Source organism: Gordonia caeni, assembly GCF_039537105.1.
In the GTDB taxonomy this organism is placed as follows: Bacteria; Actinomycetota; Actinomycetes; order Mycobacteriales; family Mycobacteriaceae; genus Gordonia; species Gordonia caeni.
Window position 1 is genome coordinate 279734 of the sequence record NZ_BAAAZW010000003.1, and the last position, 14921, is coordinate 294654.

The 14921-nt window shown below is 69.3% G+C and carries 15 protein-coding genes; 10 read left to right on the forward strand and 5 right to left on the reverse strand.

The window, feature by feature from the left end; genetic code table 11:
- The 5 genes from ABD732_RS06440 to ABD732_RS06460 are packed head-to-tail and all read left to right on the forward strand — an operon-like array spanning position 1 to position 5579.
- On the forward strand, positions 1 to 1296 hold the full coding sequence (locus tag ABD732_RS06440) for an MCE family protein (RefSeq protein ID WP_425553002.1): 1296 nt from the start codon (positions 1 to 3) through the stop codon (positions 1294 to 1296).
- A complete protein-coding gene (locus ABD732_RS06445; protein ID WP_344781783.1) occupies positions 1296 to 2588 on the forward strand; it encodes an MlaD family protein in 1293 nt (430 codons plus the stop codon). The genes ABD732_RS06440 and ABD732_RS06445 overlap by 1 nt, the downstream gene beginning before the upstream one ends.
- Entirely contained in the window at positions 2588 to 4012 is a 1425-nt protein-coding gene (locus ABD732_RS06450; protein ID WP_344781785.1) for an MCE family protein, read from the forward strand. Before ABD732_RS06445 ends, ABD732_RS06450 begins: the two co-directional genes overlap by 1 nt.
- Entirely contained in the window at positions 3976 to 4962 is a 987-nt protein-coding gene (locus tag ABD732_RS06455) for a hypothetical protein (protein ID WP_344781787.1), read from the forward strand. Before ABD732_RS06450 ends, ABD732_RS06455 begins: the two co-directional genes overlap by 37 nt.
- A complete protein-coding gene (locus tag ABD732_RS06460) occupies positions 4959 to 5579 on the forward strand; it encodes a hypothetical protein (RefSeq protein WP_344781789.1) in 621 nt (206 codons plus the stop codon). The genes ABD732_RS06455 and ABD732_RS06460 overlap by 4 nt, the downstream gene beginning before the upstream one ends.
- Positions 5580 to 5595: 16 nt before the next feature.
- On the opposite strand, the gene ABD732_RS06465 is transcribed toward ABD732_RS06460, so the two are convergent.
- Both ABD732_RS06465 and ABD732_RS06470 read right to left on the reverse strand, forming a co-directional pair.
- Entirely contained in the window at positions 5596 to 7062 is a 1467-nt protein-coding gene (locus ABD732_RS06465; RefSeq protein WP_344781791.1) for an aldehyde dehydrogenase, read from the reverse strand.
- 206 nt (positions 7063 to 7268) lie between these two features.
- Positions 7269 to 7574, reverse strand: coding sequence for an antibiotic biosynthesis monooxygenase family protein (locus ABD732_RS06470; protein WP_344781793.1), 306 nt, complete (start codon positions 7572 to 7574; stop codon positions 7269 to 7271).
- Between the two features lie 96 nt (positions 7575 to 7670).
- On the opposite strand from ABD732_RS06470, the gene ABD732_RS06475 reads away from it, so the two are divergent.
- Positions 7671 to 8462, forward strand: coding sequence for an alpha/beta fold hydrolase (locus tag ABD732_RS06475; protein ID WP_344781795.1), 792 nt, complete (start codon positions 7671 to 7673; stop codon positions 8460 to 8462).
- Here ABD732_RS06475 and ABD732_RS06480 read toward each other — a convergent pair.
- Positions 8452 to 10017, reverse strand: a complete 1566-nt coding sequence (locus ABD732_RS06480) for a DHA2 family efflux MFS transporter permease subunit (RefSeq protein WP_344781797.1) — start codon at positions 10015 to 10017, stop codon at positions 8452 to 8454. The genes ABD732_RS06475 and ABD732_RS06480 overlap by 11 nt on opposite strands.
- Positions 10018 to 10047: 30 nt before the next feature.
- On the reverse strand, positions 10048 to 10515 hold the full coding sequence (locus ABD732_RS06485; protein WP_344781799.1) for a MarR family winged helix-turn-helix transcriptional regulator: 468 nt from the start codon (positions 10513 to 10515) through the stop codon (positions 10048 to 10050).
- Positions 10516 to 10598: 83 nt separating this feature from the next.
- On the opposite strand from ABD732_RS06485, the gene ABD732_RS06490 reads away from it, so the two are divergent.
- The 4 genes from ABD732_RS06490 to ABD732_RS06505 all read left to right on the forward strand — a co-directional run bounded on the left by ABD732_RS06490 (position 10599) and on the right by ABD732_RS06505 (position 13439).
- Complete coding sequence (locus ABD732_RS06490) at positions 10599 to 11093, forward strand: glutathione peroxidase (RefSeq protein WP_344781801.1); 495 nt, start codon at positions 10599 to 10601, stop codon at positions 11091 to 11093.
- Between the two features lie 63 nt (positions 11094 to 11156).
- Complete coding sequence (gene purS, locus ABD732_RS06495; protein WP_344781803.1) at positions 11157 to 11408, forward strand: phosphoribosylformylglycinamidine synthase subunit PurS; 252 nt, start codon at positions 11157 to 11159, stop codon at positions 11406 to 11408.
- A gap of 2 nt (positions 11409 to 11410) precedes the next feature.
- On the forward strand, positions 11411 to 12091 hold the full coding sequence (gene purQ, locus ABD732_RS06500) for a phosphoribosylformylglycinamidine synthase subunit PurQ (protein WP_344781805.1): 681 nt from the start codon (positions 11411 to 11413) through the stop codon (positions 12089 to 12091).
- Positions 12092 to 12140: 49 nt separating this feature from the next.
- Positions 12141 to 13439, forward strand: coding sequence for a M18 family aminopeptidase (locus ABD732_RS06505; RefSeq protein WP_344781807.1), 1299 nt, complete (start codon positions 12141 to 12143; stop codon positions 13437 to 13439).
- Positions 13440 to 13464: 25 nt separating this feature from the next.
- Here the strand turns inward: ABD732_RS06505 and ABD732_RS06510 are convergent, their stop codons facing one another.
- Positions 13465 to 14760, reverse strand: a complete 1296-nt coding sequence (locus ABD732_RS06510; protein WP_344781809.1) for an outer membrane protein assembly factor BamB family protein — start codon at positions 14758 to 14760, stop codon at positions 13465 to 13467.
- Between the last annotated feature and the right edge of the window lie 161 nt (positions 14761 to 14921).

The following is a 14921-nucleotide window of genomic DNA, read 5'->3' on the forward strand; positions in this document are numbered from 1 at the left end:
ATGTCCGATCGGGTCTCCCGGCTCTCCTTCACCCAGCGCGTCATCGCGGCCATCGCGATCGTCGTGGTGATCGGTCTGGTCGCCATGCTGGTCTGGTTCGGTGTCCAGAAGGCCACCACCCGCACCATCACCGCCTACTTCCCGTCGGTCACCGGCCTGTACGAAGGCGACCCGGTGAAGGTGATCGGCGTCAAGGTCGGCAGCGTCGACACCATCGAGCCGCGCAACCGGGACGTCCGGGTGGTGCTGCGGGTGGACAAGGACGTGCCGATCCCGGCCGATGCCCGCGCCGTCATCGTCGCCCAGTCGCTGGTGTCCGGGCGGTTCGTCCAGCTCACGCCGTCGTACTCGGCCGGTCCGCAGATGACCGCGGCCAACACCGACATTCCGATGGACCGCACCGCGGTGCCGATGGAGTGGGACGACGTGAAGAATCAGCTCAACGAGCTCAGCGACGTGCTCGGCCCGCAGGACGGTTCCGACGGTGCGGTCGAACAGGGCACCGCGGCCGACCTGATCGACGTGGCCGCGGAGAACCTGGACGGTACCGGCGCAGCGATGGCCACCTCGCTCAAGGAGATGTCCACCGTCATGGGCACGATCGCCGAGAACCGCGACGACCTGTTCGCGACGGTCAAGAACCTGCAGGAGCTGACCGGACTGCTCTCGCAGAACCACGAGCAGCTGGTGCAGTTCAACGGCCGGATGGCGTCGGTCAGCGGCATCCTGGCCGAGAGCGATCAAGCCCTCGGGGATGCGATGGAGAACCTGGACGAGGCCCTCGGCGAGCTGAAGGGCTTCCTGGACAGCAACACCGCGGCGGTCTCGTCGAGCATGGAGAAGCTGGTTCCGTTCACCGAGACTCTCAAGGAGAACGACGAGGGACTCCGCGGGCTGCTGCACTCGGCCCCGAACCAGCTGGCCAACTTCTTCAACATCTACAACCCGCTGACCGGCTCGCTCGACGGTGTGTTCGGTCTGGGCATGGGCAACAACCTGATCACCCTGCTGTGCGGGTCGATGGCGTCCACCGAGCGTCCGATGGACTCCGAGGAGGACATCGAGAAGTGCGTGGATCTGCTGGCGCCGATCATCGGCGACCTCGCGGTGAACTTCCCGCCGTTCATGGCCAACCCGCTGATCGGCCGCACCGCCACACCGGACCAGATCACGTACCAGAACCAGAGCGTGAAGCAGCGCGCGCAGGCCGGGGTCGGCGAGCGCGATGCCGCCAGCCAGAAGCCGCCGCCGGCGGATCCGATGCTCAAGCTCCTCCTGCCGTTCGGGGGTAACTGATGCCCAGCGTCCGCATTGTCAGCGCCCGCAGGCTCGTCGCCCTCCTCGCCGTCGTGGCGCTGGCGATCCCGCTGTCCGCGTGCGGCAGCACCGACGTGGTGTCGCGCGCCTCGGCGATCGGCGCCCAGGGCACCGGCGAGGGCGCCTATCAGATCACCGCGCGAATCCCCTCGGCCGCGGGACTGGTTCGCAACGCCCCGGTGATGATGACCGATGCCACCGTCGGCAGTGTCGGCGACATCGAGGTGGACGACTGGCACGCGAAGGTCACCATCCGCCTGAACCGGGACGTGAAGGTGCCCGACGGGTCGCACGCCATGATCGGCATGACCAGCGTCCTGGGGTCGTCGCACCTGGAGCTGGTGGCGCCGGAGAAGACCGACGGCAAGTACGTGCAGCCCGGCGGCAGCCTGCCGCTGGCGAACTGCCCGGAGCCGGGCAACCTTCCCCAGCCGGAAGGCCAGTCGGTGCCGGACGTCACCTCCGCGCAGACGGTGGACCCGTGCCGCTATCCCACCACCGAGCAGGTGCTGAGCTCGCTGTCGGTGGTCCTCAACGGCGGCGGACTCTCCCAGATGGGGGAGATCGTCAGCGAACTGAGCACCGCCTTCGGCGGGCGTGGCGAGGACCTGAAGAGCCTGATCCCGCGGCTGAACACCGTGGTCAAGGATCTGGACAAGCAGACCGGCAACATCATCACCGCCGCCGAAGGCCTGGACAGGCTGAGCGCGCAGATCAACTCCCAGGAGGAGACGGTCAAGCGCGCCCTGGCCTCCGGTCCGCAGATCCTGCAGTTGCTGGTGGACCAGCGGCAGAATCTGGTGACCGCGCTGGGGTCGGTGGGCGACCTGGCGGAGACCGCGAACGAGGTCCTCAAGCGCAACGGCAAGGACATCGAAGTGATCGCGGCGAACATGCGCGAACTGCTCTCGCAGCTCGCCTCGACCGGTCCGGCGCTGACCAACTCGCTGCGCATCCTGCTGACCTTCCCGTTCGTGGAAGACAGCATCGACACCGTCGTCAAGGGCGATTACGTGAACTCGGACCTGGTGCTCGACCTGACCTTCGACCGGCTCAACAAGACCATGCTGACGTCGATCGGGCTCACCGGCCCGGAGGGGCTTCTCGGCGCCAACGCCGGCAATGCGCGCAAGTCGGCCAACCCGCTGACCGCGCCGTTCGGGCAGGAGCCCAACCGGCAGGCCCCGACGTCCACGCCGAAGAGCACCGGTCCGCGCACGCCGTCGTCGTCGACCAAGGCGCCTGCGTCCAGTAAGCGCGGAGGGAACTGATGAAGATCACCAACTTCGTTCGCGGCCAGCTGATCATCTTCTCGCTGGTCACCGTCGTCGCGATCGTCGCGATGGCCGTCTTCTACATCCGCATCCCGCAGATGTTCGGGGTCGGCAGCTACCGGGTGACCCTGGAGATGCCGTCGTCGGGCGGGCTCTACCAGAACGCGAACGTCAGCTACCGCGGCGTCGACGTCGGCAAGGTGACCGGCATGTGGCTCACCCCCGAGGGCGTGGGCGCTGAACTGACCATCAACTCGTCGGCGGACATCCCCTCCGATTCGGAAGCGTCCGTGCGCAGCGTGTCGGCGGTCGGTGAGCAGTTCGTCGACTTCACCCCGCCCGAGAATCCCGACGGGCAGTACCTGCGCAACGGCGCCACGGTGGAGGTCGACGACCTGCCCGTGGAGATCTCGTCCATGCTCGATCAGGCCGACGCCCTGCTCGACGCGGTCGGCGACACCCAGCTCCGGCAGGTGATGGACGAGGCCTTCAAGGCCTTCAACGGCACCGGTCCGGACCTGCAGCGGCTGCTGGACTCGATGATCCTGTTCGTGGGCGCGGCCGACAAGAACGTCGACACCGTCAACGCGCTGATCGACGAGACCGGCCCGATCCTGGCGACGCAGAACCGCACCGCCGATCAGATCCGGAGCTGGACCAACGACCTGACGACGGTCACCGATCAGCTGCGCGCGCACAAGACCAACATCACCGGCATCCTGAACAAGGGGCCGGGGACGGCGGATGCGGCGCAGAAGCTGTTCAGCGACATCAGCGTCTCGTTCCCGGAGGCCATCGCCAACCTCAGCGTGGACGCCCGCACCATGGCCGTGTATCTGCCGAACCTCCAGCAGACCATCGTGCTGTATCCGCGCGTGCTGGCGGCGCTGATCACCGCGATCAACAACGGAACCAGCGCGTACGGCCCCAACGTCAACTTCACCCTGGGCTTCCAGGACCCGCCCACCTGCACCGTCGGCTTCCTGCCGACCTCCGAGTGGCGGTTCCCGAGCGAACAGACGCCGCAGGATCTGCCGCCGGGCATGCTGTGCCGGCTGCCGCAGAATGCGCAGTCGTCGGTGCGCGGTGCGCGCAACTTCCCGTGCGTGGAGTACCCGGGCCGGCGCGCGCCGACTCCCGAGGAGTGCAAGACCGGCTTCCAGGTGTCCCCGCGCGACAACGTCGCCTTCCCCAACGGCCTGCCGTTCACCAACCTGCCGAGGCAACCCGCAGGCCAGGTGGTGCCGGGCAGCCCCACCGCTTACGACCCCGAACCCGCCACCTACGCGACCACGTACGATCCGGAGACGGGGGATTTCATCGGCCCGGACGGCAAGACGTATAACGCGGGGCTGGGCGAACAGGCAGGTACGAAGAAGACCGAATGGTACGAGTTGATCACGAAGACGGTGGAGTCCTGAACCCCGACGACGACAACCCCGGAGACGACAATCCCGGAGACACGCCCGAGGAGACCGCCGGCGAGAACGCCACCGGCACCCCGCAGGAGGCCGGAGGCGACTCCCCGGAGGCCGGGGCGGAAGCAGGGGCAGTCGAGTCCGGAGCCAAGCCCTCGGCGGCGTCGCCGGTGGTGCGCAAGACCAGCCCGCTGGGGCGCAAGCCGAAGAAGCGCAAGCCCGCCGCAGCGTCCGACGTGGCCGGCGCCGACGAGGCTGGAACTGACGAAGCTGGAACGGCGGACGCATCCGCCGACAAGGCTGCGACCGATGCCGCCGCGACTGACAAGGCTGCGACCGACGAGGCGGTGACCGAGGACGCCGCGGCCGACACCGTCTCGTACCGCGACCGGCGGATCGGCGCCCAAAGCCGACGAAGCGCCCGCGAGGCGGCCGCGCAGACCCGCCGCAGCACCGTCGACGCGAGCACAGCACTGCGGGTGACGGCACTGGTGACTGTCGCCCTGGTCCTGGTGGCCGGAGTGGTTCTGTCGATCCTGTTCGCAGTCGGCTATCAGCGCATCGACCACCAGCGGGAGCTGCGCGCCGAGTACGCCGGCTTCGCGCGGCAGGTGGTGGTGCAGATGACCACGCTGGACTCGGAGAACGCCGACGCCATGTACAAGCTGGCGATGGAGAAGACCAGCGGTCGGGCCCAGCAGGTCTTCCGCGACAACATGAAGCAGGTCACCGAGATGATCCGCGAAGGCGACGCCGTCACCAAGACGACGGTGCTCACCGAGGCGGTCAGCGAGGCCACCGATGACGAGGGCACCGTGCTGATGGTGGTCGGCTGGGAGAGCCGCACCAAGGACGGCTCGCAGGAACCGCTGTTCCAGACCTTCCGCTACCAGGTCGGGATGACGCGGATCAACGGTGAACTCAAAGTGACAGATCTGGAGTTCGTCTGGTGAGCGTGCGCAGAATCGGAGCCGGGATCTTCGCGTTCCTGGTGACCGCCGTGCTGGTGGTGACCATCGTGCTGGGCGTGATGTACGCGCGTGCCGACGCGGTGGAGAAGTCTCGGGCCAGTGCGCTCGAAGCGGCCAAGCTGTACTCGCAGAAGATGTACGCGTGGACCCCGGAGAACATCTCCGACAACATCAACTTCATGATGGCCCACCTCACCGGCCCCGCCAAGGAGCAGTACGAGCGGAACATCCTCGGCGAGCGCATCGCCGAGCAGGTCAAGGAGCAGAAGGTGGTCTCGACGATCACCGACCAGGGCGCCGGGGTGGTCGAGAACACCCGGGACACCGCCAAGGTCCTGCTGTTCATCAACCAGTCCGCCTCCCGCGCGGACAGCGAAGACATCCAGGTGACGCCGAGCCGCATCGTCTACACGATGGAGCGGCGCTCGGACACCTGGATCATCAACGACGCCCAGATCATCGACGACGAGACGCTGAAGGATCTGGTCGACGGCGACGGCGACGGCGACCAGCCGCAGGTCTCCATCCCGGCCTCGGTGCCGCCGACCGGGGAACCGGCTCCGACGGAGCCGGCCCCCGAGCCGGTGCCGACGGGCTGACGCCCGCCGAGCGGCCTCAGGAGTCCGAGGAGTAGCCCATCGGCATCAGGATCGACTTGTGCTCGAGGTACGACTCCAGGCCCTCACGGCCGTTCTCCCGGCCGATACCCGAGCCCTTGTAGCCGCCGAACGGCGACGACGGGTCGATCGCGTACCAGTTGATGCCCATGGTGCCGGTGCGCACCTGCTTGGCCAGCTCCACGCCGCGCGGGACGTCGCTGGTCCACACCGAACCGGCCAGTCCGTAGTCGGAGTCGTTGGCGATGGCGACGGCCTCGTCGACGTCGTCGTAGGCGATGACGCTGATGACCGGGCCGAAGATCTCCTCGCGGGCGATCGCCATGTCGTTGGTGACGCCGGTGAAGATGGTCGGTCCCACCCAGTTCTCGGTGCCGATCTCGGGGGCCTGCACCTCCAGGACCGCGGTGGCGCCGTCGGCCTTGCCGCGCTCGATGTAGCCGGTCACCTTCGCGTGCTGCTTGTCGTTGATCAGCGGACCGATCTTGGTCTCCGGATCCGCGGGCATGCCGGGGGTGAACGTGGCGGCCACGTCGACCATCGCCTGCACGATCTCGTCGTGGCGGGAACGGGGAACCAGTACACGTGTCTGCGCGACGCAGGCCTGCCCGGAGTTCAGGATGCCGGAGAACACCAGCATGGGTGCGGCCGCCGCGATGTCGACGTCGTCGAGGACGATGGCCGCCGACTTGCCGCCCAGTTCCAGTGAACAGCGCTTGAGGGTCTCGCCGCAGCGCGCGGCGATGATCCGTCCGGCGGCGGTGGAGCCGGTGAAGGTGATCTTGTCGACCTCGGGGTGTTCCACCAGGGCCTGTCCGGTCTCGACGCCGCCGGGCACCACCGAGATCACGCCTTCGGGCACACCGGCCTCGGTGAACAGCTCGGCGAGCAGGTTCGCGTTGATCGGGGTCTCGGGCGCCGGCTTGAGCACCACCGAGCAGCCCGCCGACAGTGCCGGGCCGAACTTGTTGCACAGCAGGAACAGTGGGACGTTCCACGCGATGATCGCGCCGACCACACCCACCGGTTCGCGGACCACCAGGGTCTCGCCGAACAGGCCGGTGCGCTTCTCCTCCCACGGGTAGGCGTCGGTCGCGTCGGCGTAGGCCGCCAGGCAGCCGGTGCCGGCGAGCTGCTGCAGGGTGGCGACGTCGCCGGGGGTGGCGCCCATCTCGGCCGACACCAGAGCGCAGATCTCGGCGGACCGCTCGTTGATCAGATCGGCGGCGCGGCGGATCACCGCGGCGCGCTCGGTCGGCGGCGTGTTCCGCCAGACACCGGACTCGAATGCGGCCCGCGCTGCGCCGACGGCGGCGTTGACGTCGGTCGCATCGGCAGCCGGCACGCTGCCGACCAGCTCACCGGTGGCGGGGGAGTGAACCTCCAGGCGCTCGGTGGAGTGCGGCTGGACCCAGCGTCCGCCGATGTACAGCTGATCGGTCTCGATGGGCGTGGTGACGGACATGCATGCTCCTGAGATTGGGGATATCACCCCAATTCTAGAACACGTTCTAGTCGGATGGGAGCCCCTTGCGCGCGCCGGTCGGGCGCTTCCGCCGCCGACGCGCATTCACCTCGACCGGCCGCGCACCGACTTCGGATATGCCCACTCGGCCGAGTGCGCGTATCCGAAGTCGGTGTGGAACGACTCCGGCAGAACTCCCGGTCCGGTCAGGACTTGGGTTCCACCTCGATCACGACGTCGAACTCCAGCAGGTCCGCGCCGGTGGCCACGGGCTTGCGGTCGCCCTGATGTGCGGCACGGGCGTCGCCGTTGGCCCAGGCGGCGAAGCTCTCCTCGTCGGCCCACTGGGTGACGACGAAGTAGCGGTCGTCGCCCTTGGTGGGGCGCAGCAGCTGGAAGCCGCGGAAACCCGGCGCCTTCTCGACGACGCCGGCGCGCGCGGCGAAGCGCTTCTCGAGTTCGGGGCCCTGACCTTCGGGAACGTGGATCGCGTTGATCTTCACAATGCTCATGACGCAGAGCTTACGCAGTCCGCGACCGGGCCCGACAGGGCCGAGGGGCCAGGGAAGCCGGGCCCGGTGCGGCCGCGGCGGCTAAGGTCGACTCCCGTGGAAGCGACGGCCGGGCTGCTCGATCACGGCAGCGATCTGGAGGACGCGGACGGACACGGCTGCGGAGCCATCGTGCTGCTGCACGGCCTGATGGGCCGCGGCCGCACTTGGCAGCGACAGGTGCCCTGGCTGCGCCGATACGGGCGCGTGTTCACCTTCGACGCGGCCTTCCACCAGGGGGCCGCCCGCGTGGGCTCCCCGGAGTCGGCCGACCTGGCCACCGAGCGCTTCGTCGCCGACGTCGCCGAGATCCTCACCTGGATCGACCGCGGTCCGGCCGTGCTGATCGGGCACTCGATGGGCGGCCTGCACGCCTGGTGTACCGCCGCGGCCTACCCGGAGCTGGTGTCGGCGGTGGTGGTCGAGGACATGGCGCCGGACTTCCGCGGACAGACCACCGGCACCTGGCAGCCGTGGTTCGAAACCTGGCCGGAGCGCTTCGCCGGGCTCGACGAGGCGGTCGCGTACTTCGGGCCGGTGGCCGGCCGGTACTTCTACGAGGCCTTCGACGACGGTGCGCTGCACGGATCCCTCCCGGTGTGGACGGCGATCGCCGAGGAGTGGGGCGGCCGCGACTTCTGGGAACAATGGTCGGCGGTCGAGGTGCCGTCGCTGCTGCTGGAGGCGGAGTTCTCGGTGACCCCGCCCGGCCAGATGGCGCAGATGGCGCAGCGCAGTCCGTCGGCGATCCATCTGCGCGTGCCCGGTGCCGGGCACCTGATACACGACGACGCCCCGGAGGTCTTCCGGGGCGCCGTCGAAGCTTTCCTGTCGGGGATCAGTGCATGATCACCGGCGGGTTCGGCTTGCCGTCTGTGCCTTCCAGCATCACTTCTTCCGGGAGCGCTGCAGCGATCCGCTTGCGCGGCAGGAAGAACGCCGGGATGAAGGTGAGGGCCACCAGCACCACGGCGACGATGAAGGTGTTGCCGAAGGCCGAGGAGGCGTCCGCCAGTCCCTTGGCGATCTCGGCGTCCTGCACCTGCTGCGGCAGTGAGGTGAACTCCTCGGGCAGCTTGTCCGGCATGGTGTTGTACAGCTGCGCCAGGCCGGCCGCTGCGGTCACCATTCCCGTGTAGATCACCGTGATCACCGCGGTGCCGATGGACGAGCTGGTCTGCTGGATCACGTTGACCAGCGTCGAACCGTCCGGCACCTGCGAGCCGCGCAGCGACGCCAGCGCCGAGGACATGATCGGCATCATCGTCATACCCATGCCCAGACCCTGCACGAACAGCGCACCGCAGAGCAGCCAGTACGACGTGTCCGGGCCGAGCTGGGTGAAGACCGACACGCCGATCAGCAGCAGCACAAGACCGCCGAGCACGAACTTGCCCGGGCCGATCTTGTCGGTCATCCGGCCGGCGATCGGCATGGTGAGCATGGCGCCGAGACCCTGCGGGGCCAGCAGCAGGCCGGCGATCAGCGTGGACTCGCCGCGCACGGTGATGAAGTACTGCGGGTAGAGCAGCGAGGCGCCGAAGAACGCCACCATGAACGTGACCATTGTGATCACCGAGATGGCCAGGGTCCGGTTCTTGAACAGCCGCAGGTCCAGCAGCGGATTCTTGCGGCGCAGCGCGTGGAACACGAAGCCGATGATGAGCAGTCCGCCGATGATCATCGGGATGTACACGCCGGTGTTGTTGAAGGTCTTGTGCTCGGCGCTCGACGAGACGCCGAACAGGAACAGGGCCAGACCGGGCGACAGCAGCAGCAGTCCGACGAAGTCGATCGAGGCCGGGGTCTTCTCGGCGTCGTCCTTCAGTGCGAACCAGGCGTAGATCACGGCGACGATGCCGATCGGGATGTTGATCAGGAAGACCCAGTGCCAGGAGGCGATCTCGATCAGCCAGCCGCCCAGGATCGGGCCGGCGATGGGGCCGAGCAGCATCGGGATGCCGAGCACCGCCATCACGGAGCCGACCCGTTCAGGGCCGGCGGCGCGGGTCATGATCATCATGCCGACGGGCATCAGGAGGCCGCCGCCGACGCCCTGGATCATGCGGAAGGCCACCAGGGTGCCGATGCTGGTCGCCATGGCGCACAGGATCGAACCGATGACGAACAGCACCAGGGAGGTCATGTAGACCTTCTTGGTGCCGAATCGGGACACCGCCCAGCTGGCGATCGGGATCACCGCGGCGAGGGCCAGCGTGTAGCCGGTCATCGACCAGGCGGCGCCGGCCGGGGTGGTGCCGAAGTCGTTGATGAAGGTCGGCTGCGCCACCGAGACGACGGTGACGTCCAGGATCGACATGATGGCGCCGAGCACCACCACGCCGGCCACGACGAAGACGTCGCGTCCGAGTTTTTCCGGGGCGGCCGGAGAGGCCTGGGTCATGAGGTTCCTTAGCGTCGTTGGCGGGAAGGGTCAGGGTCGGCAGATGTGCGCTGCCGGCAGGTACTGGGCGGCTGCCGCCACCGCGTCGTGGAGGCGCGTGCGGACGTCGGTGGGGACCTCCGCGAGTGGTCCCCGGACGAACTCGGCGTGCACCCGGAACTGCTCGGCCAGCAGGTCGTGGCCGGTATCGGTGAGCGACAGACGCTTCACCCGGCGGTCCCGGTCGTCCTCCCGGCGGTCGACGAGTCCCAGTGCCACCAGGCGATCGGCGGCGCGCCCGGCCGCGGCGAGCGACAGACCCACGCCGTCGGCGACCTCGTTGACCGGGCTGGGGCCGGCGCAGCGCGCCAGGACGAACATCATCCGCAGTTGCGAGACGGTCAGCTCGGTGGCGGCGATGGAATCGACGGCGGTGACCTTGGCCGAGCTCAGCACGCGGTCGATGAAGTCCGCCACGCAGGTGGCGGTCGCATCGAGGGTCGGAGAGGTGGCAGGCACTCCGATATGGTTCCGCAGGCGCAACTATTGCTGCAACACAATTACCGGTGACCTTCCTCACCGTGGTCACTAGGGTGTGGGGCATGACGCAGAATTCGCATGGCATAAAGGACATTCCGGTACGCGCGCTCGACGGCGGCGAGGTGGCGCTGACCGACTTCTCCGGTCCGCTCCTGATCGTCAACGTCGCCTCCAAGTGCGGATTGACTCCGCAGTACGCCAAACTCGAGCAACTCGCGCAGGATTACGGGCCCCGCGGGTTGACCGTGGTCGGGGTGCCCTGCAACCAGTTCATGGGGCAGGAACCCGGGTCGGCCGAGGAGATCGCCACCTTCTGCTCGACCACCTACGGCGTCACCTTCCCGCTGCTGGAGAAGACCGACGTCAACGGCGACGACCGCCACCCGCTGTACGCCGCGCTCACCGAGACGCCCGACGCCGACGGTGAGGCCGGCGACATCCAGTGGAACTTCGAGAAGTTCCTGGTCGGGGCGGACGGCGCGGTGCTCGGACGGTTCCGCCCGCGCACCGAACCCGACGCCCCCGAGGTGATCGCCGCGGTCGAGGCCGCGGTGTGATCGACCGCCGCGGCGTACCGGTAGAGTGAGCGTCGTCGAACGAGCTGTGAGGAGCGGAGCCAGATGGCGCGTGTAGTGGTCGATGTGATGCCCAAAGCCGAGATCCTGGACCCGCAGGGCCAGGCCATCGTCGGAGCCCTCGGGCGCCTCGGCTTCAGCGGGATCGCCGATGTCCGGCAGGGTAAGCGCTTCGAGCTGGAGGTCGACGGCACCGTCGACGATGCCGCCCTGGAGCGCATCGCCGAGGAACTGCTGACCAACACGGTGATCGAGAACTTCGCCGTGACCCGGGTCGCCGACGGCGGAACCGTCTGACCGTGAGCGCGAAGATCGGAGTCATCACCTTTCCGGGGACCCTCGACGACGTCGATGCCGCCCGGGCCGTTCAACTCGCCGGCGCCGAGGCGGTCAGCCTGTGGCACGGCGACGCCGACCTGAAGGGCGTCGACGCCGTCGTCGTCCCCGGCGGCTTCTCGTACGGCGACTACCTGCGCTGCGGCGCGATCGCCAAGTTCGCGCCGGTGATGGGCGAGGTGGTGGCCGCCGCCGAGCGCGGACTGCCGGTGCTCGGCATCTGCAACGGCTTCCAGATCCTCTGCGAGGCGGGGCTGCTGCCCGGCGCTTTGACCCGTAACGAGGGGCTGCACTTCATCTGTCGCGACCAGTGGCTGCGCGTGGAGAACAATCAGACCGCGTGGACCACCCGCTACGACGAGGGCGCGGAGATCCTGATTCCGCTCAAGTCGGGGGAGGGCCGCTACGTCGCCTCGGACCGCAAGCTGGAAGAACTCGAGGGTGAAGGCCGAATCGTCTTCACCTACGCCGGCGACAATCCGAACGGCAGCCGCCTCGACATCGCCGGGGTGGCCAGCAGCAACGGCCGCGTCGTCGGCCTGATGCCGCACCCCGAGCATGCGGTGGAGGCGCTGACCGGCCCGAGCGACGACGGGCTCGGCCTGTTCTACTCGGCTATCGACGCGGTGCTCGCGAGCGTCTGACGACGGCCCGCACCAACACCGCCGCCGCACCACCGCCAGGGGAGAGACGATGATCGCCACGTCCGCCGGCGCCGAGGGTCTCGGCGCCTTCATCGACGCCTCGCCGTCGCCGTTCCACGTCTGCGCGACCGTCGCCCGGGAACTCGACGAGGCCGGGTACGAGCGGCTGCACGAGACGCAGCCGTGGGGCGAGAACGTCGCCGGCCGCTGCTACGTGATCCGCGGCGGCTCGCTCATCGCCTGGGACGGGCGCGACGCCCGCGCCGGCGGTGCCGCCGGGCCGGTGGCACCGCTGCGCATCGTCGGCGGCCACACCGACAGTCCCAATCTGCGCGTCAAACAGCACCCGGATCGCCGCAGCGCCGGCCTGGCCACCGTGGCGCTGGAACCGTACGGCGGCGCCTGGCTGAACTCCTGGCTCGACCGCGACCTGGGCTTGTCGGGGCGCCTGGCCTACGCCGACGACGCCGACGGCGCCGTCGAGTACGCGCTGGTGACGATCGACGAGCCGGTGCTGCGGGTGCCGCAGCTGGCCATCCACCTGTCCGAGGACCGCAAGGGAGTCCACCTGGACCCGCAGCGCCACGTGGACGCGGTCCGCGGCCTGGGGGAGGCCGAGCCGCTGATCGAGTGGGTCGCCGCGCGTGCCGGGCTGAACCCCGGCGCCGTGCTGGGCTGGGAGCTGATGACGCACGACCTCGCGCCGTCCCGGCTGATCGGCACCGACCGCGAACTGCTCAGCGCACCCCGCCTGGACAACCAGGGCACCTGCTACGCCGGACTGCGCGCGCTGCTGGACGCCGAGCCGGACGGCACGGTCGCCGTGCTGGCGCTCTTCGATCACGAAGAGGTGGGCTCGGGCTCCGAGCGCGGCGCCGCTTCGGACTTCCTGGTGACCGTCTGCGAGCGTCTGGTCGCCGGGCTGGGCGGCGGCCGCGAGGACTTCCTGCGGGTGATGGCCGCCAGCTTCCACGTCTCCGGCGACATGGCCCACGCCACCCACCCCAACTATCCGGACCGCCACGAGCCCGGCCATCAGATCGCGATCGACGGCGGCCCCGTGCTCAAGGTGAATCAGAACCTGCGCTACGCCTCCGACGCGGTCGGCGAGGCCGAGTTCGCGCTGGCCTGTCGTGCCGCCGGCGTGCCGCTGCAGCGGTACGTCCACCGCGCCGACCTGCCCTGCGGGTCCACGATCGGACCGCTCACCGCCGCGCGCACCGGGCTGCGCACCGTGGACGTGGGCGCTCCGCAGCTGGCCATGCACAGTGCGCGCGAGCTGATGGGCGCCGCGGACGTGCCGATGTACTCGGCCGCCCTGCAGGCCTTCCTCGCCCGGCCCGCCTGACGCCGCGCGGGATCCGCTCTCGAACTCAGTGCGGCCGCAGCACGCTCAGCGAGGTGCCCTGCGTCAGGACCACGTAGCCGTCGACCGCGGTCGCGGTGCCGTTGATGTCGCGGCGCCACGCCAGCGTTCCGCTCCCGGCGTTGTAGGCGGTCACGGAGCTGCGGCTGGCGAACACCGCGGTGCGGTCGGACGAGCCGATGCACCGCAGCAGATCCAGGTTCTCGTCGGGGGCGTCGATCGACGGGGGCGCCAGCCGGCCGAGCGGGGTGCCGTCCTCGAGGGAGTAGAAGCGGCGGGACCGGTCCTTGAGGGCGAAGGCCACCAGCGTGCCACACGGGCGGGTGTTGCTCTTGGACAACTCCGGGTCGGCGATCTGCCAGATGCCCTCGCCGGTCGCCGGATCGATCACCTCGTAGTGCCCGGCGTCCTCCATGATCTGGCCGGCGCCGGTGCCGGCCAGCACCGGCAGCACCGAGTCGCCGCCGACCACGGTCATGCTGTCCGCGGTGCGCACCGGGGCGTCGGCCACCCGGCGGCCGGTGCGGGCGAACACCTCGACGGCGCGATGGTCGGGTGCGCTGTGCACCGTCAGCACGCCCTGCGGGTAGACCATCACCTCGCACTGCTCGCAGGCGATCTGGTCGTCGCCGGTGGCCGGATCCAGCACGAAGCCGCGACCGTCGGCGGTGCCGACCACCAGCAGACCGCCGTCGGTGCGGGCGGTGGCCGCCGCGGCGAAACTCCGGCTCCAGCGCGTGGTCCCGTCGGCGGTGCGCAGGCTCGCCTGCCGGCCGAACTGGTTGATGCGCAGGAAGTCCGCGCCCACGGCGGTCACCTGCACGGTGTCGTCGAGCGGGCCGGCCGTGCGCGGGGTGCCGTCGGCGTCGATCAGGTAGAAGCCGTCGGGCTGGTCGCCGAGCTTGACGGCGCAGCCGACCCGCCGCTCGGCGCTGATCGCGCAGTCGCCCAGTCCGGCCCGCACCGGTGCGTCCCAGAGCTGATGACCGTTGCGCACATCGACCAGCAGGAACGCGCGGCCCAGACCGGACGGATAGGCCAGCAGCCAGTCCGTGCCGCGATGGTCGGCGACGGTGACCGGACCGTTCCCGGCGTAGTCTGGGAGCGACTCGTCGCCGAGTTCCCACGCCACCGACGGGGCCGACGTGTAGTCGCGGAGCACGCCGTCGGCGGCGGTGTACTCCGGTGCCGACGGACCCCACAGGACCAGCCCGGCGACCACGACCAGGAGCAGTGAGCCGACGACGCCGACCGCGGCGATGCCCCCCGGGCGACGGCTCTGTGCAAAATCGGAGCGCGACATGGCGATCAGTCTGTCACGCCGGTCCGCCGGCGAAGGTGAGCCCCGTTCGCTCAGGGCGTACCGGGCCGGGAACATCGCTCCAGCGTGCGGCGTTGAGACCGACAGAACCACCGGAGCGAGCCGGGGAGGGTCGTCGGTACGGACTACACCGTGGCGGCGGC